Raw genomic sequence first — 22405 nt, 5'->3', positions numbered from 1 at the left:
TGTGTCGTGCCCGAACTACCGGAGGTTGAGGCGCTCGCGGGTTACCTGCGTCAGCGCGCGGTGGGGCGGCGCGTCGATCGGCTGGAGATCGCCGCGATCAGCGCCCTGAAGACGTACGAGCCGGCGCCGTCCGAGGTCGCCGGCCGGGCGGTGGTCGACGCCAGTCGGCACGGAAAGTTCCTCGACGTCCTCTTCGAGGGCGGCCTGCACCTGGTGGTGCATTTGGCGCGAGCGGGCTGGCTGCACTACCGAGAGGCGTTCCCCGCCACCACCCCACTGCGTCCGGGCAAGGGCCCGATCGCGGTGCGGGTACGCCTGGATGACGGTTCCGGCTTCGACCTCACCGAGGCCGGCACCCAGAAGAAGCTGGCTGCCTATCTGGTCACCGACCTCGCGACGGTCCCCGGGGTGGCCAAGCTGGGCCCGGACGCGCTCGCCGCGGATCTGCCCCTCTTCGGCGAGCGGCTGCGGAGCAGGCGGGGGCAGGTCAAGGGGGTGCTGACCGACCAGTCGGTGCTGTCCGGGGTGGGCAACGCGTACTCCGACGAGATCCTGCACGCCGCGAAGCTGTCTCCGTTCGCGATCACCGATCGGCTCACCGACGCCCAGATCGCCACCCTGCACGCCGCCACCCGACAGGTCCTCGGCGATGCGGTCGAGCGGTCCCTCGGTCAGCGGGCCGCGGAACTGAAGGGCGAGAAGCGCTCCGGCCTGAAGGTGCACGCGCGCACCGGGCTGCCCTGCCCGGTGTGCGGGGACGCCGTGCGCGAGGTGTCGTTCGCCGACTCCAGCCTCCAGTACTGCCCCACCTGCCAGACCGGCGGCAAGCCGCTCGCTGACCGTCGGTTGTCCCGCCTCGTACGGTGAGTAATTGCACTTCAGGGCTACGGAGCGGAATCGCCCTCCCTGAGCGGAAGCTCCGGTCCGCCCTTCTCGCCACGCGCGCATCCATCGGTATAGTGGCCCGGTCCCCGGCTTCTGAAATGGTGCGGAGCCGGCCAGATCCTGCCAGCACCGTCGGTCGCCAATCTCCTTTGGGGCGACGATCGGTCGGAGGCCGCGTGGGAGACTGGGACGGTGGGCGACCCGGGCCTTCACGCCGAGTGAGCGGCCCGTGTCATGCGGGAGGACATGGGTGAGGTGACGGCAAGCCTCCAGCGCCCGGTAACCAACGAAGGCCGGAGCAGACTCGTGCGGCACGTCGACAGCTTCGAGATCCAGCCGCCGACGCCGCCGTCCCACAACGGCGTACCTCGGTCGGCTTGGACGAGGGCGCGACGCCGTGTCTCCCGCTGGCACCGCCCCTACATCGCGATCCTGCTGCTGCTCGACTTCGGCGCGGCGGCGTTCGCCAGTTGGATCGCGATCCAACTGTTCGACCAGGCCGCCTCCGGGTTCTCCGGCACCCAGCAGGACCCGACGTGGTTCCACACCGTCTCCTACCTGCTGCTGCCGCTCGGCTGGGTGGTGATCCTCTGGAGCAACCGGGCCTACGACCGGCGCTACCTGGGGCTCGGTCCGGACGAGTTCAAGCGGGTGATCCGGGCGTCGGTAACGGTGGCCGCGAGCGTCTCCTTCCTCGCCTTCTCCACCGTCACCCAGCTCTCCCGGTTCACCGTGGGCACGGCGCTGGTCGGCGCGACGCTGTTGATCCTGTGGGGCCGTTTCGTGGCCCGGTGGGCGCTGCACTACATCCGGCGGCGGGCCGGCCAGGCCGCGCACCGGATGGTGCTGGTCGGCACCCTGCCCGAGTGCCTGGAGGTCTACGCGGCGGTCACCCGCAGCCCGGCCGCCGGGCTGATGCCCGTCGCCATCCACATCACCGACGGGTACGCGGCGGCCCGAGGCATGCCGACCCCGGTTCCGGTGTACGCCGGACGTGACGTCCTGGCCCTGGTCCGTGAGGTCGGTGGGGACACCATCGCCGTCTGCGGGTCGGCCAGCGCGGAGCCGGGCGAGTTGCGCCGGCTGGCCTGGCAGCTGGAGGGCTCCGGCGTCGACCTGGTGGTCGCCCCGCAGCTCACCGACATCGCCGGCCCTCGGGTGCACATCCGGCCGATCGAGGGTCTGCCGCTGCTGCACGTCGAGGAGCCGACCCTCTCCGGGCCGGCGCTGCTGGCCAAGAACCTGATGGACCGGGTCGCCGCCGGTCTCGGCCTGCTGCTGCTGATCCCGCTCTTCCTGGCCATCGGCGTGGCGATCCGGATCTCCGACCCCGGGCCGGTCTTCTTCCGGCAGCCCCGGGTGGGGCACGAGGGGCGCACGTTCCGGGTGTGGAAGTTCCGGACCATGTACGTCAACGCCGAGGACCGGCTGGCCAGCCTGGTCGATCGGAACGAGACCGACGGCATGCTGTTCAAGATGAAGGAGGACCCTCGGGTCTTCCCGGTCGGTCGCTTCCTGCGGGCCACGTCGCTGGACGAGCTGCCGCAGCTGATAAACGTGCTGTGGGGCGAGATGTCGCTGGTCGGGCCCCGCCCGCTGCCGGCCGACGACGGTGACTTCCTGGGTGACGTGCGGCGCCGACTGCTGGTTCGCCCCGGCATGACCGGGCTGTGGCAGGTCTCCGGGCGCTCCGACCTGTCCTGGGACGAGTCGGTCCGACTGGACCTCTACTACGTCGACAACTGGTCGCTCGCGTACGACCTGAGCATCCTGTGGCGCACCGTCGGGGTGGTGCTCGCCCGAAAGGGCGCGTACTAGAGGGTTGGCGCGCCGGCTCGCAGGGGCGAGGATCGCTGCGTGGCTGCCAACCTCTCCGCCGTGGTCGGCGTCGTCTCACTCGTCACCGCGCTGACCGCAGCCCTGCTGGCGGTGCTGCGGCTGCGGGCCCGCCGTGGCATCGCGACCGCCACCCAGCGGGCCACCTACGAGGTGCTGCACACCGCCGGCCTGGCCGCCGAGCCGCTGCGAGCGGGGTTGAGCGAGGCGGGCGCGGCGAAGGCCGTACGGCATCTGCGGGCGCTGGTGGGCGCGGTCGGGCTGGCGCTCACCGACGCCGACCGGCTGCTGGCCCTCGACGGGCGCGGCACGCACCACGGAGAGCAACTGCTCGTGGCGGCCCAGCGGACGGTGGACAGCGGCCGCTCGACGGTGCTTGGTGAGCAGGAACTGCACTGCGACCGGGTCGACTGCCCGGTCCGCGGGGCGGTGGTCGCGCCGCTGCTGGGGGCGGACGGCCGGGTGGTGGGCGCGCTGGTGGCGGTCGCCGACAGCCCGCCGCCTCCGGGGTTGGTGCAGGCCACCCTCGAGACGGCGCACTGGGCCGGCAACCAGCTCGCCCTGGCCGAGCTGGACTCGTCGCGGGAGCGGCTGGCCCGCGCCGAGATCCGTGCGTTGCGGGCGCAGATCAGCCCGCACTTCATCTACAACGCGCTGACCGCGATCGGTTCGTTCGTACGCACCGACCCGGAGCGGGCCCGGGAGCTGATCCTGGAGTTCGCGGAGTTCACCAGGTACTCGTTCCGGGCGCACGGGGAGTTCACCACGCTGGCCGAGGAGCTGCGGTCGATCGACCGCTACCTGACCATCGAGCGGGCCCGGTTCGGCGACCGGCTGCAGGTGCGGTTGCAGATCGCCCCGGAGGTGCTGCCGGTGACGCTGCCGTTCCTCTGCCTCCAGCCGTTGGTGGAGAACGCGGTTCGCCACGGGTTGTCCCGCAAGCCGGGCACGGGCATGGTGAGCATCGAGGCCCGGGACGCGGGGGCCGAATGCCACATCACGGTGGAGGACGACGGAGTGGGAATGGATCCGACCACGCTGACCGCCGGCATCGCCGAGCTGGCCCGCGGCACCGGCGACCCGGGCGACGACACGGGCCAGCACGTCGGCCTCTCCAACGTCGACGAGCGGTTGCGCTCGGTCTTCGGGGACCGGTTCGGCCTGGTCGTGGAGACCGGGTTGGGCTCGGGCACGAAGGTGAGCATGCGGGTGCCGAAGTTCCACCCCGGCGTGCGGGCAGGGTCGTGAGCGAGCGGACCGGGACGGGTGGGGTGAACGCGTCCGGTTTCCTGCGCGTCCTCGCGGTGGACGACGAGCCGCCCGCGCTCGACGAACTGGCGTACCACCTGCGGGCCGACCCCCGGGTGGCCCGGCTGCACACGGCTGGCGATGCCACCGAGGCGCTGCGGCTGCTGCGCGACGGCGACGTGGACGTGGTCTTCCTGGACATCCGGATGCCCGGCCTGGACGGCATGGAGTTGGCCCGGGTGCTGCGCCGCTTCGCCCGGCCACCGGCGATCGTGTTCGTCACCGCGTACGACGACGGCGCGGTGGACGCCTTCGATCTGGGCGCCACCGACTACGTGCGGAAACCGGTGCGCGCCGATCGGCTGGCCGAGTCGCTGCGCCGGGTGATCGGCTCGCGGGTGGTGCCGTCGCACCCGGCGGCGCTGGCCCGCGCAGAGGAGGACCCGACCATCCCCATCGAGTTGGCCGGCACCACCCGGATGCTGCCCCGATCGGCGGTGCGCTGGGTGGAGGCGCAGGGCGACTACGCCCGGTTGCACACCGCGGAGGGGTCGCACCTGGTGCGGGTCTCGCTGGCCACGCTGGCGGAGCGCTGGGCCGATGCCGGTTTCGTCAGGGTGCACAGGTCGTACCTGGTGCAGTTGAAGTTGATCGCGGAGTTGCGGCTGGTCAACTCCGGCTACGTGGTGGTGATCGACTCGACCGAGCTGCCGGTGAGCCGGCGGCACACCCGGGAGCTGAAGGACAAGCTGGTCAGGGCCGCGAAGCAGGATTGGAGTCGCTGAGCCGGGAATGGAAGCAGCCCTACCGTACGTTGTACGCTAGTCCGTACGACTTCCGGGAGGCCTGCCGTGACCGAGACCCCGTTCGACGCCGAATCCGAGTTCGACAGCCAACTCGACCGACTGGTGCAGCTCGGCTACCCCGCCCTCGCCGGGCTGACCGAGAGCGCCTTCCGCGACCTGGTCGCGCCACTGCGGGCCACTGCGGTCGAGGGCACCGCCGGGCTGCCCGCCCCCACCGACGCCCGGGTGCCGTTCCTGCTGGTCACCACCCGGGACCTGATCGGTGTGCCGGAACGGGTGGAGCTGACCACCCTGGCCGGCAAGAGCAAGCCCGGGGTCATCGACCGGAACTACGCCGACGACGACCTGCCCCGCTTCGATCCGATCAAGGAGCTGGAGGTGCCCGCCGGTCCGGCGTACCTGCTCTTCGACGTCGACCGGGGCGAGGAGTTCCGCAATCTGGCCCCGGCCACTGCCATGGAGGGGATCACCGCTCAGGGCCGGTTGCCGCTGAGCATCGACGAGGGGCTCGCCTTCATCACGCTGCACCCGACCGCGCTGGCCAGCAACCGGTGCTTCTCGCTGGTCGGCTCCCGGTGCGGCGACAAGCGGGTGCCGGCGCTGTGGATCAGCCAGGGCGCACCCAAGCTGGGCTGGTGCTGGTACGGCAACCCGCACACCTGGCTCGGCTCCGCCTCGGCCCGGCCGGAGCGCGTCGGCCTGGAGTGACCGCAGGCCATCGATGATCGACTCGGGTTCCGGAAAGTCGGGCCATCCCACCGGCCCGGATGGCCCGACTCTCCGCAAGCTCGGTCGGTTGTCCACAACGAGCCTCCGGAGTTCCCACACGCCAGCCGGCATGATCCCCGAGTTATCCACAGCCGTGACCGGTTCTCCACAGGTTATTCACAACGCAAACCACTGATCTCCACGGCCGCTCCCTACAGTCAGGACCCATGAGCGCACGCCGGGTACTGGTGGTCGAGGACGAACGGACCATCGCCGAGTCCATCGCCGCCCGACTACGGGCCGAGGGTTTCACTGTGGAGATCGCGGCGGACGGGCCCAGCGCTGTCGCCCAGTTCCACGCCGGACAGCCGGATCTCGTCGTCCTCGACGTGATGCTGCCGGGCTTCGACGGTCTGGAGGTGTGCCGCCGGATCCAGGCCGACCGGCCGGTGCCGGTGCTGATGCTCACCGCCCGGGACGACGAGACCGACCTGCTCGTGGGGCTGGCGGTCGGCGCGGACGACTACCTCACCAAGCCGTTCTCGATGCGGGAACTCACCGCCCGGGTGCACGTCCTGCTGCGTCGCATGGAGCGGGCCGCCGCCACTCCCGCGCGGCCCGCCATCCGCCTCGGCGACATCGAGATCAACGAGGCCGAGCGACGGGTCCGCCGGGCCGGCGCGGACGTGCACCTCACCCCGACCGAGTTCGACCTGCTGGTCCACCTCGCGGGGCGGCCCCGCACGGTGCTCCCCCGGGAACGGCTGCTCGCCGAGGTCTGGGGATGGGGCGACGGGAGCGGCACCCGCACCGTGGACAGCCACATCAAGGCTCTGCGCCGCAAGCTGGGTGCCGACCTCATCCGCACTGTGCACGGGGTCGGCTACGCCCTGGAGCTGCCGTCATGACGGCGACAGTGCTCACCCGGCTGGACCGGGTGCTGGAGCTGCTGCCCCGACCGCTGGACCCGGTGCGCTCGATCAAGCTGAAGCTGGGTGTGCTGCTGGTCGCCTCCGGGGCGGCCGGGCTGGCCTACTTCTCGTACGGCATCGGCTGGCCGCCGCCGATCACCTCGGCCACCGCGATCGCCGTCGCCCTGCTCACCTCGCAGGTGCTCGCCCACGGCATGACCTCGCCGTTGCGGGACATGACGGCGGCCGCCGGGGCGATGGCGCGCGGCGACTACACCCGTCGGGTACGCGCCACCTCCCGCGACGAGGTCGGCGAGCTGGCCCAGGCGTTCAACAAGATGGCCGAGGACCTGCACGCCGCCGACCAGCGCCGACGCGAGTTGATCGCCAACGTCTCGCACGAGCTGCGTACGCCGATCACCGCGCTGCAGGGCGTGCTGGAGAACATGGTGGACGGGGTCGCCGATCCCGAACCCGCGGCGCTGCGTTCGGCGTTGGCCCAGACCGAACGGCTCGGGCACCTCGTCGCCGACCTGCTCGACCTGTCCCGACTCGACGCCGGGGTGGTGCCGTTGCGGCGCGTACGCATCGACGTGGGGGACTTCCTCGACGAGGCGGTGGAGCACGCCACGGCCAGCGCGTCCGGCGCCGGTCTGGACGTGCGCTTCCAGCTCCGTGACCTGCCGGCACCGCTGACGGTCCACGCGGACCCGTGGCGCCTGCACCAGGTCTTCGCGAACCTCCTCGACAACGCGGCCCGACACAGCCCACCCGGCGGCACGGTACGGGTGTGCGCAGAGGAACACGGCGACCAGCTCCGCTTCGAGGTGAGCGACGAGGGCCCGGGCATACCGCCGGACGAGCGTTCCCGGGTGTTCGAGCGATTCACCCGCGGCGACCGGTCGGTCGGCGGGGGGACCGGGCTCGGCCTGGCCATCGCCCGGTGGGTCGTCGAACTGCACGGCGGTCGGATCGGTGTCCTCGATCCCGCCGGACCAGACCGGGGTGACCGGCCCGGCTGCCGCATTCAGGTCACCATCCCGTGCGACGGGCCATACCGAGAAGAGGCCGCATGACCAGCCCCGGCAGCACCCCTCTCCCGGCCACCGGGCCGAGCGGACCGCAGGTCTCCCCGACCGTTCGACCCGGCCCGGCTGGCCCACCAGCCGCCGCTCAACCCCGACCCGGGCCGGCCGCCCCGACCCTTGCCAGGCCACCAGGGCTGATCGAGCGGCGCTGGCCGGGGCCGGCCGGTCCGGCCGGTCCGCTGGTCCTGGCGGCGCTGACGGCGGCGGCGGTCGTCGGCGCCTCGACGCTCACGATGGTTCGTCCCGGACTCGGCTGGCTGGTGGCCGCGCTCGCCGGCACCGCCGCCCTCGTCACCGCCAGCGTCGTCCGTTCCAGGACGTTGACGTCGGCTGCGGACGTCACCAGGCCGACCGCCGCGACGGCGACGGCGACACCGACCGCCACGACAGCTGCGGCGGCCACCGCCCGCCCCGGTGCCACGGGGGCACCGGGGCGGGTGGCGCAAGTCGTCTGGGCTGCCGCGACGGTGGTGTTGGTCGCCGTCGGCACGGTCCGGGCCGCCGGCTGGCTCTTCGCCCTCTGCCTGCTCGCAGCGGCGGTGACCGGGACACTCGCGGTGACCGGCGGGCGAAGCCCGCTCGGAATGTTGGTCGCCGCGACGCTGCCGCCGGCCGCGACGGTACGGGCGCTCCCGTGGGCGGTACGCGGTCTACGCAGCGGCCGTCCGACCGGGTCGGGTATCGAGGTCGGACGCATCATCACCAGCCTGGCGATCTCCGCCGGCCTGCTGCTGCTGTTCGGGGTGCTCTTCTCCTCCGCCGACGCGGTCTTCGCCGATCTGGTCACCGGATTGCTGCCCGACATCTCGGTGCCCGGTGTGATCGGTTGGGCGTTCCGCCTGCTGCTGATCGGTGGCGGTCTGCTTGGTGCCGCGTACCTGGTCAGCCGCCCACCCGACCTGGAGGGGCTGCGACCGGCGCCGTCACGACCGGCCCACCGGCTGGAGTGGACCCTCCCGCTGGTGTTGCTCGACGCCCTGTTCGCCGCGTTCGTGCTGGTCCAGCTGACTGTGTTGTTCGGCGGGGCGGGGCACGTGCTGCGGACGGCCGGGCTCACCTACGCCCAGTACGCCCGCGGCGGGTTCTGGCAACTGCTCGCCGTCACCGCGCTCACCCTGCTGGTGATCGCGATCGCCGCCCGCCGGGCACCGAAGGCCACCCCGGGGGACCGGCTGCTGGTCCGCGTACTGCTCGGCACGCTCGCCGCGCTCAGTCTGGTGATCGTCGCCTCGGCGCTCTACCGGATGCAGGTCTACGCCGACGCGTACGGTGCCACCCGGCTGCGGCTCGTGGTGTCGGCGGTCGAAATCTGGCTCGGGCTGCTCTTCATCCTGGTCGGGGTTGCCGTGGTGCGGTTGCGGGCCGAATGGCTCCCCCGGTTGGTGGTGGGCACCGCGGCGCTGGCGCTGCTCGGGTTGGCACTTCTCAACCCGGATCGCCTGATCGCCGAACGGAACGTCGACAGGTACCTGGAGACCGGCCGGTTGGACGTCGGCTACCTGTCCGGGCTGTCGGCAGACGCCGTACCGGCCCTGGATCGGCTGCCCGAGCCGATGCGCTCCTGCGCACTCGGGGAGATCGCCGCCGAGCTGCCCCGGGACGGGTTCTGGGCGGCGAACCTCGGCCGGGAACGCGCCCGTCGGGTTCTCGACACGACCCCGGTGAGCGCCGGCGTGACCGACTGCCTCGGGTTGCAACGCTGGTGAGCATGAACGCTTGACAATCGCGTACGGCGGGCGAGACTGCCGGGGTGGCCAAGCAACTCCCCGACGTGGGGTCGAGCGGTGCGGTACCGCCGCCCCGGCGGTCCCGGATCGTGCTGGCCGAGATCACCAGGCAGGACACCCGCGCCGAGCGGACCCGCGCCGAGCTGGCCCAGCAGACCCAGGTCGGCGAGGCGCTGGTCCGCGGCCTGGTCCGGGCCCAACTCGCGCTGGCGTTGCGACTGTCCCTGGTGGTGGCCATCGGTTTGGGCGGGCTGCCCTGGCTGTTCGCGATCGCGCCCTCGCTCGGCCGGACCACAGTCGCCGGTGTCAACCTGCCGTGGCTGCTGCTCGGGGTGGCCTCCTTCCCGTTCCTGATCGGGGTGGGCTGGGCGTACGTGCGGCTGGCCGAGCGCAACGAGCAGGACTTCACCGACCTGGTGCAACGGCCGGAGCGCTGAGTGGGCAACGACTTCGTGGTCCCGGCCATCGTCGCGGTCACCCTGGTCACCGTCGGGATCGGCTTCTACGGGCTGCGGATGGCCCGGACCACGTCCGACTTCCTGGTGGCGTCCAGGGCGATCAGTCCGACCTGGAACGCCGCCGCCATCGGCGGGGAGTACCTGTCGGCGGCGAGCTTCCTCGGCATCGCGGGGCTGGTCCTCAAGTACGGCGTGGACGTGCTCTGGTACCCGGTCGGGTTCGCCGCCGGCTACCTGGCCCTGCTGCTCTTCGTGGCCGCGCCACTGCGCCGCTCCGGCGCGTTCACCCTGCCCGACTTCTGCGAGCTGCGGCTGGGGTCGCGTCGACTCCGCATCCTGGCCACCGCCTTCGTGATCTTCATCGGTTGGCTGTACCTGGTGCCGCAGCTCCAGGGTGCCGGGCTGACCCTGGCCACGGTGGCCGGCTCCCCGTACCCCCTCGGAGCCCTGCTGGTGGCGGCCGTGGTCACCGCGAACGTGGCGCTGGGCGGCATGCGCGCGATCACCTTCGTGCAGGCGTTCCAGTACTGGCTCAAGCTGACCGCTCTCGCCGTACCGGTGATCTTCCTGGCCCTGCAGTGGCAGGCCGACGGCCGCCCGGCGGTGACCCCGCCCGACGGGCCGACGTTCCGGGCCGCGACCACCGTCGTGGTCGAGCACCGCGCGACCCTCACCCTGCCCGACGGTGACATCCGGGAGGTACGCCCCGGCGACGAGTTGACGTTCGCCGCCGGTGACCCGGTGCCGGACGTCTCCGGGGTGGCCACCGACGCCAACGACTGGTTGCTGCCCAGCGCCGCCGGTGACGACGACCGGGGCCTGTTCGCCACGTACTCGCTGATCCTGGCCACCTTCCTGGGCACCATGGGCCTGCCGCACGTGCTGGTGCGCTTCTACACCAATCCGGACGGCGCGGCGGCCCGTCGGACCACCCTGGTCGTGCTGGCGTTGGTCGGCGCGTTCTACCTGCTGCCCACCCTGTACGGGGTCCTCGGCCGGATCTACACCCCGCAGTTGCTGCTCAGCGGCCAGACCGACGCGGTGGTGGTGCTGCTACCCGAAGCGGCCCTGGGTGACGGCCTGGCCGGGCGGCTCCTCGCCGCGCTGGTCGCCGCGGGCGCCTTCGCGGCGTTCCTCTCCACCTCGTCCGGCCTGCTGACCAGTGTCGCCGGGGTGATCTCGACGGACGTGCTCGGTCGGGGATCGGTACGCGGGTTCCGGCTGGCCACCGTCATCGCCGGTGGTGTGCCGGCGGTGCTGGCGCTGCACGTCTCCGGGCTGGACGTCTCGCAGGTCGTCGGGCTGGCCTTCGCTGTCGCCGCGTCGAGCTTCTGCCCGCTGCTGGTGCTCGGGATCTGGTGGCGCGGGCTGACCGACGTGGGCGCCACCGCCGGCGTGGTGGCCGGCGGCGGCGCGGCGATCGGCGCGGTGCTGGTCACAGTGCTCGGCCCACCGCTGTCCGGCTGGCCGGCCACGCTCATCGCGCAGCCGGCCGCCTGGACGGTGCCGCTGGCCTTCACAGTGATGGTCGCCGTGTCGATGGCGACCCGCCGGCGAGCCCCGGCCGACGTCGCCGCCACCATGCTCCGCCTACACACCCCGGAAGCCCTGCGGATGCAGTGATCCCCGCTGCCGCGATGCGCTCGGTCACGATCACCGCCATCGCCTTCGCCCCGGACCCACCTTCGCCATGGCAGAGGTGACTCCGGGGCTCGCGACCTGGTCAACAGGTGTCAGTGCCGGCGCAGAGCCGCTGCGCCACCGGGCGGGCGTACCGCAGCGCCTCCTTCGGCGTGGTGTCCATGTCCAACGCGACCTGTGCCACCAGGTCGCCCTGCCGCACGACGAGCCAGCGGCTCCGCACGCCCTCGATGTCCGAGCCCACCAGCACTGACTCGTCACCGGCCCCCAGCCCATCGGCCAGGACCGACATCGAACTGGTCGCCCCCCTGGGTTTGCAGTCGGTGAAAAGTGCGCGGACCGCGTCCATCTCACGGGCAGCATCGCGAATCGAGAAGCGGACGACGCGTTGGATCATCCTGTCGGTCGGCGAGTCGAACGACACGGTTCGCTGGGCGAGCCTGGCCGTGGACGTCCCCGACGGCGCTTCGCGACAGTAGATCGACACTGACTCCAGGCTCCAGTCGCCGTCGATGTCGTCCTCTGCCATCGTGAAGCCGGCGGGCAGATCCGCGAGCCGCAGCATGGCTGCGGCCGGAATCGCCGGGTTGGTGGAACCGGCCGACGGCCGACCACTGGTACGTGACGGGCTCGATGGCGGTGCGGGGGGAGTGGTGCTGGTCGTCGACGGCCGAGGTGCCGCCGAGGTGGCCGACGGCGTGGGTGTCGGGGTGGGTGATCCGGTCGCCGGCAGCACCGGCGTCGGCGCGCCCTCCCGGCCACCGGCCAGCGCCACCGCGCCGGTGGCCACCAGGGCCACCGCCACCACCGCGGCGAGCGCCGCCGCGATCCTCGTCTGACGGGTCCGCCGCCGGCCGCGCTCCCGCACCTGTGCGGTCGGGGCCCAGCTCAGGTGCTCGGTGTCGCGGTAGATGTCGGTGAAGAACTGATCAGGCATTGCTGACCTCCTCGGGGAGGGTGGTGCCGAGCATGGGGGCCATGGCCTGGCGGCCCCGGGAGAGCCGGGCCTTGACGGTGCCGAGCGGTACACCGATCTGAGTCGCGATGTCAGCGACCGAGAGGTCCGCCAAATAGTGCAGGACGATCGCCTCGCGTTGTTCCAGCGGCAGTCGACGTAACGCCGCGACCAGCGCGACGGTGTTCTCCGAGGGTGGTCCCACGGCAGTGGCCGGGCCGTGCCGCCGGTTCGCGCGGATGCCGTTGCGGATCTTGCGCCATCGGTTGATGAGGAGGCGGTGCCCCACGCCGCGCACCCACGCCTCCGGATCGTCGTACTCGCCGATGCGCTGCCAGCGCTGCCAGGCCCGCACGTACGCCTCCTGTGCGGCGTCCTGCGCCTCATGGATGTCGCCACCGAGGGCGTACAGCACGGTGACGACCCGGTGTCTGGTGGCTCGATAGAACTCCTCGAAGCCGTCGTCTCTGTCCAACGTCCCCTCCCCCGTTGTCGCTTCTGCCACTGTCACCCGCCGGCACGACGGCCGGTTGCATCAGAGGGCGCACGGAGAGTGGGTGTCGGCCGGAACGAGGCTGCCGAACACGACACCGAGCTCGTTTCGCGATCTTGCACTTTCTGTCCCGACACAAGGCTCATAACACCCCATCTCGACAACAGAAGCTGCAAGATCGGCGCACTCATCGTCCGCCTCGGGGATGATCGCGGGTCCGCCCGTCGCCGGACGGCGGAACTGGCGATCGACGGATAACGTCGGCGCATGACTGTTGAGCACCCCGCGCTCGCACTGCGTGGCCTGGCCAAACGGTTCGACGGCACGATCGCGGTGGCCGGCGTCGACCTGGACGTCCCCGCCGGCTCCTTCTACGGCCTGCTCGGCCCGAACGGCGCCGGCAAGACGACCACCCTGTCGATGGCGGTCGGGCTGTTGCGACCGGACGCCGGCTCGGCCTGGGTGCTCGGGCACGACGTCTGGCAGGACCCGGTCACCGCCAAGCGGCTGCTCGGTGTGATGCCCGACGGGGTCCGGTTGTTCGACCGACTCACCGGCGCGGAGCTGCTGGCGTACAACGGGTTGTTGCGGGGGATGGACCCGGCGGTGGTCGACCAGCGGGCAGCCGAGCTGCTGGACGTGTTGGCGCTCGGCGACGCCGGTCGCACGCTGGTGGTGGACTACTCGGCGGGCATGAAGAAGAAGATCGGTCTGGCCTGCGCGCTGCTGCACGGCCCCCGGGTGCTGGTGTTGGACGAGCCGTTCGAGGCGGTCGACCCGGTCTCCGCAGCACTGATCCGAGACATCCTCACCCGGTACGCGGCCGGCGGTGGCACCGTGGTCTTCTCCAGTCACGTCATGGAGGTCGTCGAGCGGCTCTGCTCGCACGTGGCGATCCTGGCCGGCGGCACCATCAAGCGGGTCGGGACCATCGACGAGGTCCGCGGCGGGCGCTCGTTGGAGCAGGTCTTCGTCGAGGTGGTCGGCGGGCGCACCGCGACCGGCGAGGAGCTGTCGTGGCTCTCCCAGTGAGCGCGGACGCCACCCCCGCCGCGCCCGTACGCGCTGTCTCCGCTCGCCACTTCGTGCGGCTCAAGCTGCGGGTGATGGGCAACAACTTTCGGGGTCAGGGCTGGCGGATCGCCCTGTTCGTCGGTGGCGCGCTGCTCGGGCTCTGGTTCGCCGCCGCCGGGTTCTTCCTCTTCGCCGCGCCGGGCCTGACCGGCAACGGCCGGTACGCGGTGCTGATCGCGGCGGCCGGTGGCGGGCTGCTGGTGCTGGGTTGGCTGTTTCTGCCGCTGGTCTTCTTCGGTGTGGACGAAACACTGGACCCGGCCCGGTTCGCGCTGCTGCCGCTGCCCCGGCGCACACTGGTGACCGGCCTGTTCGTGGCGGCCCTGATCAGCGTGCCGGTGCTGGCGGTGCTCATCGCGTCGTTCGGGCTGGTGCTGACCTCATGGTCGTTGGGTGGCTGGTCGGCGGGGTTGGTCGCCGTCGTGGGTGTGCTCGCCGGGTTGCTGCTCTGTGTGGCCGCCAGCCGGGCGGTGACCAGCGCCTTCGCGACCATGTTGCGGTCCCGACGGGTCCGCGACCTGGCGGCCGTGCTGCTGGCGGTGACGGCCGCGCTGCTCGGCCCGTTGCAGGTCTTCGGCCTCGCCGCGCTGCGCGAGGCGGACTGGACCCGGTTGGCCGGCGTGGCGACCGTGATCGGTTGGACGCCGTTGGGCGCTCCATGGACCGTCGGCATCGACGTGGCCCAGGGGCGGGTGTGGGCGGCGCCGGTCAAGTTGCTGATCACCGTGGTGGCGCTCGGCGCCCTGCTGGCCTGGTGGTCCCGGTCGATCGAGTCGGCGATGGTGGGTGCGGCGAGCGCCGGTAAGGCCCCGGTGCGGCGCGGGGTCACCGGCGGCGCGGTCGCCCAACTGTTTCCCCGGGTCGCCGCCTGGGCCGGCCGGGACCGGTTCGGTGCCCTGGTCGCCCGGGAGGCCCGCTACTGGTGGCGGGACGCGCGCCGCCGGGCCAACCTGATCACGATCGCGGTGGTCGGCATCTTCGTACCGGTGTTGATCAACGTTACGGGCGGGGACTTCGCGTTCGATGACGGCGCCGGGTTCACGGCGGCTGCCAGCGACAGCTCACCGGTGGTGGTCACCATCTCCATGGTCCTCGTGGGCGTGCTCGCCGCCGTCACCCTGGCCAACCAGTTCGGCTTCGACGGCAGCGCGTACGCGGCGAACGTGGTGGCCGGGGTGCCCGGCCGGGTCGAGTTGCGGGCCCGGATGACGGCTTTCTCGCTGTACGTGCTGCCGATGTTGGGCGTCGTCGCTGTGGTGTTGTCGTTTCTGCTCAGCCGACCGGAGTGGATCGGCCTCACCATCGGCGGTCTGGTCGCCACCTACGGCGCCGGGCTGGCGGTGAACAGTCTGATCTCGGTGCTCGGGGCGTACTCACTGCCGGAGACGAGCAACCCGTTCGCCATGAACAGCGGTGCGGGCCTGGCGAAGGGGCTGCTCACCCTGCTGGCCATGCTCGCCTCGGTGGTCGCCGCGGTGCCGATGGTGGTGGCCGCCGCGCTGCTCGGTGACGCGTGGCTCTGGTTGGCCCTGCCGGTCGGCGCCGCGTACGGGCTGGGCGCGGCGCTGCTGGGCGCGTACCTGGCCGGCGACGTGCTGGACCGCCGCCAGCCGGAGCTGCTGGCCACTGTCACCCCGCGCCGCTAGTCAGCGCGTCGGCTGGGATCCTGGGCAGCGTCGGCGATGAAGCCACGCCAAGCGGCCGGCGCGAAGCTGAGGGTCGGGCCGGAGCGATCCTTGCTGTCCCGGACCAGAACGACGCCGGGCAGATTGTCCGCCACCTCGACACAGGCACCACCCGTGTCGCCGGACCTGGTCGACGTCCGCCAGTGGGGTTGAGGAACGGTCATGGCGTCACCTTCAGCTTCCGGATCAGATCCAGCGAGGCGCTTGTGGACAGTGCCTCGCCCAGCAGGCTATCCCATTTCCGACCAATCAGACGCACGACGTCCGGGTCGTCGATGACATGTCCGCGAGCCACGTCCTCGACATAGGTGACCCGTTCACCGTCGGGCAGCTCAGCGAGCAGAAATCCGCCTGTCAGTCCGACATGGGCTCCGGCATCGAGGGGCACGACGTGCAGTCTGACGTTCGGCATGGCGGCGAATTCCATCAGCCGAGCAAGCTGCGCGTCCAGTACCGCCGGTCCGCCGATCGGGCGGCGTAGAGCCGTCTCGTCCAGGACGAAGACACATTGCGGCGACTCTGCCCGCTGCCACAACTGCTGTCGATCCATCCGGACCGTGACCAACTCGTCCACCAACTTGATCGGATTCAGGCCACCAGCGGAAATGACCGCGCGGGCATAGTCCTCGGTTTGCAGGAGCCCCGGAATCAGGCACGGCTCGAACTCGCAGAGCCGGATCGCCTGCTCCTCATGGTTGCGCCACGGAACGAACCAGGTCGGTAGCCGCTGCCGATCGGCGGCCCGCAACAGTTCGGCGAGGAGGCCGCCGGTGGCTAGGGCCTCGTCGGCGGCGACCGCGAACTCCATTGTCGGCCGACGTCGGCCGGTCTCGATGGCGGCCACCGTGGATGGACTCCACTTGGTCAGCGTAGCCAGCGCCTCCTGGGACACCTCGGCACCGGCTCGGGCGGCCTTCAACGCCCGCACCCACATCTCGACGTTCATCCTTACCTCTCCGGTAAGTACGTGACTGCGCTGTGTAGTAAGCCCTGGCATCCTCCCCTGTCCGCGCCGCTCAGTCCAGGGTGGATAGCACGCGGCCCGGCCGGTGGAGGCGACGTCCCGGCGACTGGGTCCTGCGTTCGGGCCGCCCCGGTCATCCCCCGATCGGGGCGGCCCTCGTCGACTGGGAGGAGATCAGCCTTGTTCGGGTTCATCCGTGGCGGGAACGGGGTGCGGTGGTCGTACCGGAGAAGGAAGGTTGCGGCACCGGAGGCCGTGCCGGGCGCGACCGGATCGGAGCGGTCGGTAGGCCCGCCGAATCAACCACCCGCGTGGGCGAACGGGCCGACGGTGGCCCTGCCGCGACCAGGCCGGGCCGGTTGGCTGACCCCGGCGCAAACCTGGCGCGCGAACGGTGGCCGCTGGTGAGCTGCGCCGGCCGGGAGCGCCACGCCACCACAAGCGATATACCTCTGAGTCATATTTATGCCTCAGAGGTATATCGCTCAAACCGGAGAGACCCTTCGACCACCGTACGGGGTCGGCCGATCGCGAAGACCGGGCCCGGCTGGTGAGCCGGCCACACGTGCCGATGCGGCCGCTGTGGCGGTGTCGGGGCTGCGGCGCGCACTGGCCGTGTCAGCCGGCGCGGCTGGCACTGCTCGCTGAGTACCGAGACGACCGCGTGGGGCTGCTGGTCTACCTGGCCACGATGATGGCGGAGGCCGGTGATCAGCTCGCCCGGCTCGGCGGACGACCCGCCGATCTGCACGAGCGCTTCCTTGGTTGGGCGAGGGGTCGGGGCGGCACAATGTTTCACGTGAATCATGAGCCGGGTGCCGAGATCCACCACACCGATCCGTTCGCGGTGCCGACCGGGCAACGGTCGCCGGTACGCCGGCTGCGTGGTCGCCTCGCCGCACCGGTGACCCTCTGGACGGCGCCCGGTCCGGCCGGGCTGACCGTCTCGTCCACCCTGGTGGCTGAGGGGGAACCGGACCGGCTGCTCGGGCTGATCGATGCGGAGTCCGACCTCTGGGCGGCCGTCGAGGAGTCGGGTCGGTTCGCTGTCACACCGCTCGGCCCGCCGCACCGGCAGCTCGCCGACCGGTTCGCCGGCCTCTTCCCCGCCCCGGGCGGGCTCTTCGCCACCGGCGCGTGGAACGAGACGCCGTACGGGCCGGTTCCGGCGGACGCCGGCGGCTGGGTCGGATGCCGGCTGGACACCGCCCGGGAGTACGGCTGGGGCCTGCTGGTCGAGGCCACGATCGAGGCGGTCGACCTGGCCGATGAGGCCACCCCGCTGCTGCACTACCGAGGTCGCTACCACGAGCTGCCGACCTGAACGGACCCTTCGCCACGGGCGACCGATCATCGCAGTGACCTGAGTCACTTGGCGCAGCCAGCCAACCGCTCGGCGCACTCGCCGACCGGCGTCGATCTCAGCCTTCCCTGCCGGGGAGTGCGCTCTTTACGGTGCGCGAAACTCCTCTGACGCCTGTGAAGGTGGTGATCCACAGATGTCCACGGACACACCCGCTCCGGCCGCTTCCCAGTCGGACAAGTACCTGGCCGTACAACGGTCGGACGAGTTCGCCGGGCTGCGGCGTGCGCTGCGCGGCTTCGTCTTCCCGATGACCGTCGCGTTCTTCCTGTGGTATGCGCTCTACGTCATTCTCTCCGCGTACGCCCGGGACTTCATGGGCACGAAGCTGTTCGGCAGCAACATCAACGTCGCACTGGTCTTCGGCCTGCTCCAGTTCGTCTCCACGTTCCTGATCGCCTGGCTCTACTCCCGGTACGCGGACCGGAAGATCGACCCCATCGCGGACCGGATCCGCGCCGAGATCGGGGAGGTGACCCGTGAAGACGGTTCACGCGGTTGAGACGTTCCTCGCGGCTGAGGCGGGCGATCACACCGCCCGCAACCTGACCATCACGCTGTTCCTGGTCTTCGTGGCGGTGACCCTGGGCATCACCATCTGGGCCAGCCGGCAGACCAAGACGGCGACCGACTTCTACGCCGGCGGCCGGTCCTTCTCCGGCTTCCAGAACGGCATGGCGATCGGCGGCGACTACATGTCGGCCGCCTCGTTCCTCGGCATCGCCGGCATCATCGCGCTCTACGGCTACGACGGCTTCCTCTACTCGATCGGCTTCCTGGTCGCCTGGCTGGTGGCCCTGCTGCTGGTCGCGGAGCTGCTGCGGAACTCGGGCCGGTACACGATGGCGGACGTGCTGGCCTTCCGGATGCGTCAGCGTCCGGTGCGTACGGCGGCGGCGGTCTCCACCATCACGGTGTCGATCTTCTACCTGCTCGCCCAGATGGTCGGCGCAGGCGCGCTGGTCGCGCTGCTGCTCGGCATCCGGCCGGGGACGACCTTCCTCGGCATGGACGCGGACACCGCGAAGGTGGCCACCATCATCATGGTCGGCACGCTGATGATCATCTACGTGACAGTGGGTGGCATGAAGGGCACCACCTACGTGCAGATCGTCAAGGCGTTCCTGCTCATGGGCGGCGCGCTGTTGATGACGATCCTGGTGCTGGCGAAGTTCAACTTCAACCTGTCGGAGCTGCTCGGCCAGGCGGCCGCCGCGTCCGGCAAGGGCAGCGCGTTCCTCGAACCCGGGCTCCGGTACGGCGTCGAGGTCGCCGGCAACTCGACGCAGACGTTCTACAACAAGGTCGACCTGCTGTCCCTGGGCATCGCCCTGGTGCTCGGCACCGCCGGTCTGCCGCACATCCTGATCCGCTTCTACACGGTGCCGACCGCGAAGGCGGCCCGTAAGAGCGTGCTCTGGGCGATCGGCATCATCGGCACCTTCTACCTGCTCACCCTGGCCCTCGGCTTCGGTGCGGCGGCGCTGGTCGGCAGCCAGGCGATCACGGCACAGGACAAGGCCGGCAACACCGCCGCGCCGCAGCTGGCCGAAGCGCTCGGCATCGACTTCTTCGGCGGCGAACTGGGCGGGGCAGCCCTGCTGGCGATCATCGCGGCGGTCGCCTTCGCCACCATCCTCGCGGTGGTCGCCGGGTTGACGCTGGCCTCGTCGTCCAGCCTGGCGCACGACTTCTACGCGAACGTGCTGAAGAAGGGTGAGGCGTCGGAGCGGCAGGAGGTGCGGGTCGCCCGGATCTCCGCCCTGGGGATCGGCGCGGTGTCGATCGCCCTGTCGATCTACGCGCAGAACCTCAACGTGGCGTTCCTGGTGGCGCTGGCCTTCGCGGTCGCCGCCTCGGGCAACCTGCCGGCGATCCTCTACAGCCTCTTCTGGCGGCGGTTCAACACCTCCGGCGCGGTGTGGGCGATCTACGGCGGGCTGCTCTCGGCCGTGCTGCTGGTGTTCTTCTCGCCGGTGGTCTCCGGTGCGGCGACCTCGATGTTCCCGAACCACGACTGGCAGTGGTTCCCGCTGTCCAACCCGGGCATCCTCTCCATCCCGTTCGGTTTCCTCTGCGGGTGGATCGGCACTGTCATCTCCAAGGAGCACGACGAGGACAAGTACGCGGAGCTGGAGGTGCGCGCCCTGACCGGCTCTGGCGCCCACTGATCGCGGCACCTGTCGAGGGGTTCCCTGTTGACGTGCGACGTCAACAGGGGACCCCTTCCGCGAATTCGGCGGTCGGTAGGCTGAGCCGCATGAAGGTTGCTGAGCGGTTTGGTTCCGATCACCGCGTCCTCGTCACCGGCGGAGCTGGCTTCGTCCCGTCACACCTGGTGGACGCCCTGATCGCCCGAGGCTGCACGGTGGTGGCGCTGGACAACTTCGTGACCGGCTCCAAGGAGAACGTCGCCCACCTGCTGGATCGGCCGACCTTCACCCTCGTCGAGGCGGACATCTCCGACGGTCTGCCGACCCACCACCCGGCGCTGGCCGAGCGGTTCGACGCGATCCTGCACATGGCCTCTCCGGCCAGCCCCACCGACTTCGCCCAGTTGCCGGTGGAGATCCTCCGGGTCGGCTCGGTCGGCACCCTGCACCTGCTGGAGCGCGCGGCCGCCGACGGCGCCCGGTTCCTGATGGCCTCCACCTCCGAGGCGTACGGAGATCCGAAGGAACACCCGCAGCGGGAGACCTACTGGGGCAACGTCAACCCGATCGGGGTCCGCAGCGTCTACGACGAGGCCAAGCGCTTCTCCGAGGCCGCGACGATGGCGTACCACCGCTACCGGGGGCTCGACGCGGCGATCGTCCGGATCTTCAACACGTACGGCCCGCGGATGCGCCCGGACGACGGCCGCGCCATCCCCACCTTCATCTCCCAGGCGCTGCGTGGCGAGCCGATCACCGTGCACGGCACTGGTAACCAGACCCGGTCCATCTGCTTCGTCGAGGATCTGGTGCGCGGCATCCTGCTGCTGCTCGACTCGACCGAGACGGGCCCGGTCAACTGCGGCACCGAGCACGAGCTGACAATGCGGCAACTCGCCGAGTTGATCGTGTCGCTCTCCGACAGCACCTCGAAGGTGACCTATGTCACCCGCAGCTCGGACGACCCGGAGATGCGTCGACCGGATCTCACGCTCGCTCGTGAACTGCTCGGATACGAGCCGTCGGTCGCGCCCGAAGATGGCCTGCGACGCACGATCGAGTACTTCCGGTCGCGGCTAGGGTAACCAGATCTTCGCGTACCGCCTGCCGCTGAGTGTCGCCTGAAGGCGGCAGTGGCTCCCGCTACGTACCCTGAGTTACATGTCCGCGACCTCGTCAGCCGGTGACCCGCATCCGTACCTGCACCGCAGCGCCGGGCGCGCATCGGTGCCCGGCCCCGATCGGGGCGCCTCCGGGCGCGCCCGTCCGACCGAGGCGCGCTTCTACCCGTCGTACGACGAGGAGCAGCCTCGGTCCGGCGGCCCGGCGGGGCCCACCGGGCCCGGTGGGCCGGGTGGCACCGGCGGGTCGGGGCGGCGCGGCCCGCGACCGCGTTGGGGTCGGATCGCCCTGGTGGCCGGGGCCGCGGTGCTGGTGCTGGCGCTGCTCGGCAGCGTCGGCGCCTGGTTGTACGCCCGCAACCTCAACAGTGACCTGGCCCGCACCGACCCGTTCTCGGAGATCACCGGTGGTCGGCCCGCCAAGACCGTCGACGGTGCGCTGAACATCCTGCTGGTCGGCAGCGACTCACGGGACCCGGACGCGCCGGTCGACAGCAAGAGTCAGTGGCGCGCCGACACGATCATCGTCATGCACATTCCGGCCGATCACCAGGAGGCCTACCTGGTCTCCATCCCCCGGGACCTGTACGTGCCGATCCCGGAGAGCGCCGGCGCGGACTGCGGCTCCGGTTCGCGCGCGAAGATCAACGCAGCGTTCGCGTTCGGTGGGCTGCCGCTGGCGGTACGCACCGTGGAGTGCTTCACCGACGTTCGGATCGACCACGTGATGGCTATCGACTTCGGCGGTTTCAAGGAGGTCACCGACGCTCTCGGCGGGGTGGACCTGAAGGTGGAGCGCACCATCACCTCGATCCACAAGCCGTACCGGACCTTCACCAAGGGCACCAACCACATGGACGGCGCGGAGGCGCTGGACTGGATCCGGCAACGCAAGCAGTTCCCGGACGGGGACTTCGCCCGGATGCGGCACCAGCAGGAGTTCCTTCGGGCACTGATGGACAAGGCGGCCAGCACCGGCACGCTGGCGAACCCGAAGAAGCTCAACGATTTCCTCAAGTCGGTGACCGCGGCCGTAACCGTCGACCAGACTTTCTCGGTTACAGACATGGCGCTGCAGTTCCGTAACCTGCGCGGCCAGAACCTCACCTTTGTGACCAGCCCGAACTCGGGCAGCGACACCATCAACGGCGAGTCGGTGGTGGTGTCGGACCGGGAGAAGGCGCTCGCGATGTACCAGGCCATGTCCGGAGACACGATGGCCGACTGGGTCAAGGCGAACCCGCCGAAGAGCAACGACGGCGGCTGACCGTGGCCCGGCTGGCACCAGC

At 70.9% G+C, this 22405-nt stretch carries 21 protein-coding genes; 17 read left to right on the top strand and 4 right to left on the bottom strand.

The genetic code is table 11. From position 1 onward, the window contains the following. Positions 1 to 6 precede the first annotated feature (6 nt). The 10 genes from PSH03_RS00955 to PSH03_RS00910 all read left to right on the top strand — a co-directional run bounded on the left by PSH03_RS00955 (position 7) and on the right by PSH03_RS00910 (position 11290). Positions 7 to 867 carry an Fpg/Nei family DNA glycosylase gene (locus tag PSH03_RS00955; RefSeq protein ID WP_238687960.1) on the top strand — a complete coding sequence of 287 codons (861 nt, stop codon included), beginning with the start codon at positions 7 to 9 and terminating at the stop codon, positions 865 to 867. A 264-nt stretch (positions 868 to 1131) separates the two neighbouring features. After that, positions 1132 to 2703 carry a sugar transferase gene (locus PSH03_RS00950; protein WP_210782769.1) on the top strand — a complete coding sequence of 524 codons (1572 nt, stop codon included), beginning with the start codon at positions 1132 to 1134 and terminating at the stop codon, positions 2701 to 2703. 39 nt (positions 2704 to 2742) lie between these two features. Continuing rightward, on the top strand, positions 2743 to 3969 hold the full coding sequence (locus PSH03_RS00945) for a sensor histidine kinase (protein WP_210782710.1): 1227 nt from the start codon (positions 2743 to 2745) through the stop codon (positions 3967 to 3969). Positions 3970 to 3992: 23 nt separating this feature from the next. Then, complete coding sequence (locus tag PSH03_RS00940) at positions 3993 to 4754, top strand: LytR/AlgR family response regulator transcription factor (protein WP_088950711.1); 762 nt, start codon at positions 3993 to 3995, stop codon at positions 4752 to 4754. Positions 4755 to 4820: 66 nt separating this feature from the next. After that, the gene (locus PSH03_RS00935; protein ID WP_210782712.1) at positions 4821 to 5483 is read left to right on the top strand and encodes a DUF5701 family protein; all 663 of its coding nucleotides are present in this window, start codon (positions 4821 to 4823) and stop codon (positions 5481 to 5483) included. Positions 5484 to 5710: 227 nt separating this feature from the next. Next, positions 5711 to 6391 carry a response regulator transcription factor gene (locus PSH03_RS00930; RefSeq protein WP_210782714.1) on the top strand — a complete coding sequence of 227 codons (681 nt, stop codon included), beginning with the start codon at positions 5711 to 5713 and terminating at the stop codon, positions 6389 to 6391. Further along, positions 6388 to 7470, top strand: coding sequence for a sensor histidine kinase (locus tag PSH03_RS00925; protein WP_210782716.1), 1083 nt, complete (start codon positions 6388 to 6390; stop codon positions 7468 to 7470). The genes PSH03_RS00930 and PSH03_RS00925 overlap by 4 nt, the downstream gene beginning before the upstream one ends. Beyond that, entirely contained in the window at positions 7467 to 9188 is a 1722-nt protein-coding gene (locus PSH03_RS00920) for a DUF4153 domain-containing protein (RefSeq protein ID WP_238687959.1), read from the top strand. Before PSH03_RS00925 ends, PSH03_RS00920 begins: the two co-directional genes overlap by 4 nt. A 44-nt stretch (positions 9189 to 9232) precedes the next feature. Then, positions 9233 to 9646, top strand: coding sequence for a DUF485 domain-containing protein (locus tag PSH03_RS00915; RefSeq protein WP_238687560.1), 414 nt, complete (start codon positions 9233 to 9235; stop codon positions 9644 to 9646). Beyond that, positions 9647 to 11290: a sodium/solute symporter gene (locus PSH03_RS00910; RefSeq protein ID WP_210782720.1), complete on the top strand. Its 1644-nt coding sequence runs from the start codon at positions 9647 to 9649 to the stop codon at positions 11288 to 11290. 100 nt (positions 11291 to 11390) lie between these two features. Here PSH03_RS00910 and PSH03_RS00905 read toward each other — a convergent pair whose 3' ends face one another. Then, a complete protein-coding gene (locus PSH03_RS00905; protein WP_238687958.1) occupies positions 11391 to 12245 on the bottom strand; it encodes a hypothetical protein in 855 nt (284 codons plus the stop codon). Next, positions 12238 to 12738 carry a SigE family RNA polymerase sigma factor gene (locus tag PSH03_RS00900; protein WP_210782724.1) on the bottom strand — a complete coding sequence of 167 codons (501 nt, stop codon included), beginning with the start codon at positions 12736 to 12738 and terminating at the stop codon, positions 12238 to 12240. Before PSH03_RS00900 ends, PSH03_RS00905 begins: the two co-directional genes overlap by 8 nt. Before the next feature lie 285 nt (positions 12739 to 13023). On the opposite strand from PSH03_RS00900, the gene PSH03_RS00895 reads away from it, so the two are divergent. Beyond that, positions 13024 to 13788, top strand: coding sequence for an ABC transporter ATP-binding protein (locus PSH03_RS00895; protein ID WP_091396824.1), 765 nt, complete (start codon positions 13024 to 13026; stop codon positions 13786 to 13788). Further along, complete coding sequence (locus tag PSH03_RS00890; RefSeq protein WP_372494695.1) at positions 13773 to 15476, top strand: ABC transporter permease; 1704 nt, start codon at positions 13773 to 13775, stop codon at positions 15474 to 15476. The genes PSH03_RS00895 and PSH03_RS00890 overlap by 16 nt, the downstream gene beginning before the upstream one ends. Here PSH03_RS00890 and PSH03_RS00885 read toward each other — a convergent pair. Together PSH03_RS00885 and PSH03_RS00880 are read right to left on the bottom strand one after the other, a co-directional pair. Then, positions 15473 to 15679, bottom strand: coding sequence for a DUF397 domain-containing protein (locus PSH03_RS00885; RefSeq protein ID WP_238687957.1), 207 nt, complete (start codon positions 15677 to 15679; stop codon positions 15473 to 15475). The two genes, PSH03_RS00890 and PSH03_RS00885, sit on opposite strands and share 4 nt — an antisense overlap. After that, positions 15676 to 16461 (bottom strand): helix-turn-helix domain-containing protein, encoded by a 786-nt coding sequence (locus PSH03_RS00880; RefSeq protein ID WP_238687956.1) that lies wholly within the window; start codon positions 16459 to 16461, stop codon positions 15676 to 15678. The genes PSH03_RS00885 and PSH03_RS00880 overlap by 4 nt, the downstream gene beginning before the upstream one ends. A 589-nt stretch (positions 16462 to 17050) precedes the next feature. Between PSH03_RS00880 and PSH03_RS00875 the strand changes: the two genes are divergently transcribed. The 5 genes from PSH03_RS00875 (at position 17051) to PSH03_RS00855 (ending at position 22383) form a co-directional block, all read left to right on the top strand. Further along, on the top strand, positions 17051 to 17803 hold the full coding sequence (locus PSH03_RS00875) for a flavin reductase family protein (protein ID WP_210782772.1): 753 nt from the start codon (positions 17051 to 17053) through the stop codon (positions 17801 to 17803). 175 nt (positions 17804 to 17978) lie between these two features. Then, on the top strand, positions 17979 to 18344 hold the full coding sequence (locus PSH03_RS00870; protein WP_088950720.1) for a DUF485 domain-containing protein: 366 nt from the start codon (positions 17979 to 17981) through the stop codon (positions 18342 to 18344). Further along, entirely contained in the window at positions 18322 to 20013 is a 1692-nt protein-coding gene (locus tag PSH03_RS00865; RefSeq protein WP_210782730.1) for a monocarboxylic acid transporter, read from the top strand. Before PSH03_RS00870 ends, PSH03_RS00865 begins: the two co-directional genes overlap by 23 nt. An 89-nt stretch (positions 20014 to 20102) precedes the next feature. Next, positions 20103 to 21080 (top strand): NAD-dependent epimerase/dehydratase family protein, encoded by a 978-nt coding sequence (locus tag PSH03_RS00860; protein WP_210782732.1) that lies wholly within the window; start codon positions 20103 to 20105, stop codon positions 21078 to 21080. A gap of 76 nt (positions 21081 to 21156) precedes the next feature. Continuing rightward, positions 21157 to 22383, top strand: coding sequence for an LCP family protein (locus PSH03_RS00855; protein ID WP_238687955.1), 1227 nt, complete (start codon positions 21157 to 21159; stop codon positions 22381 to 22383). Positions 22384 to 22405: the final 22 nt, after the last annotated feature.

It is taken from the genome of Micromonospora salmantinae (genome assembly GCF_022230905.1).
Lineage (GTDB): Bacteria > Actinomycetota > Actinomycetes > Mycobacteriales > Micromonosporaceae > Micromonospora > Micromonospora salmantinae.
The sequence above is the reverse complement of the archived record's forward strand: the minus strand, read 5'-3'. Positions and strand labels throughout refer to the sequence as shown.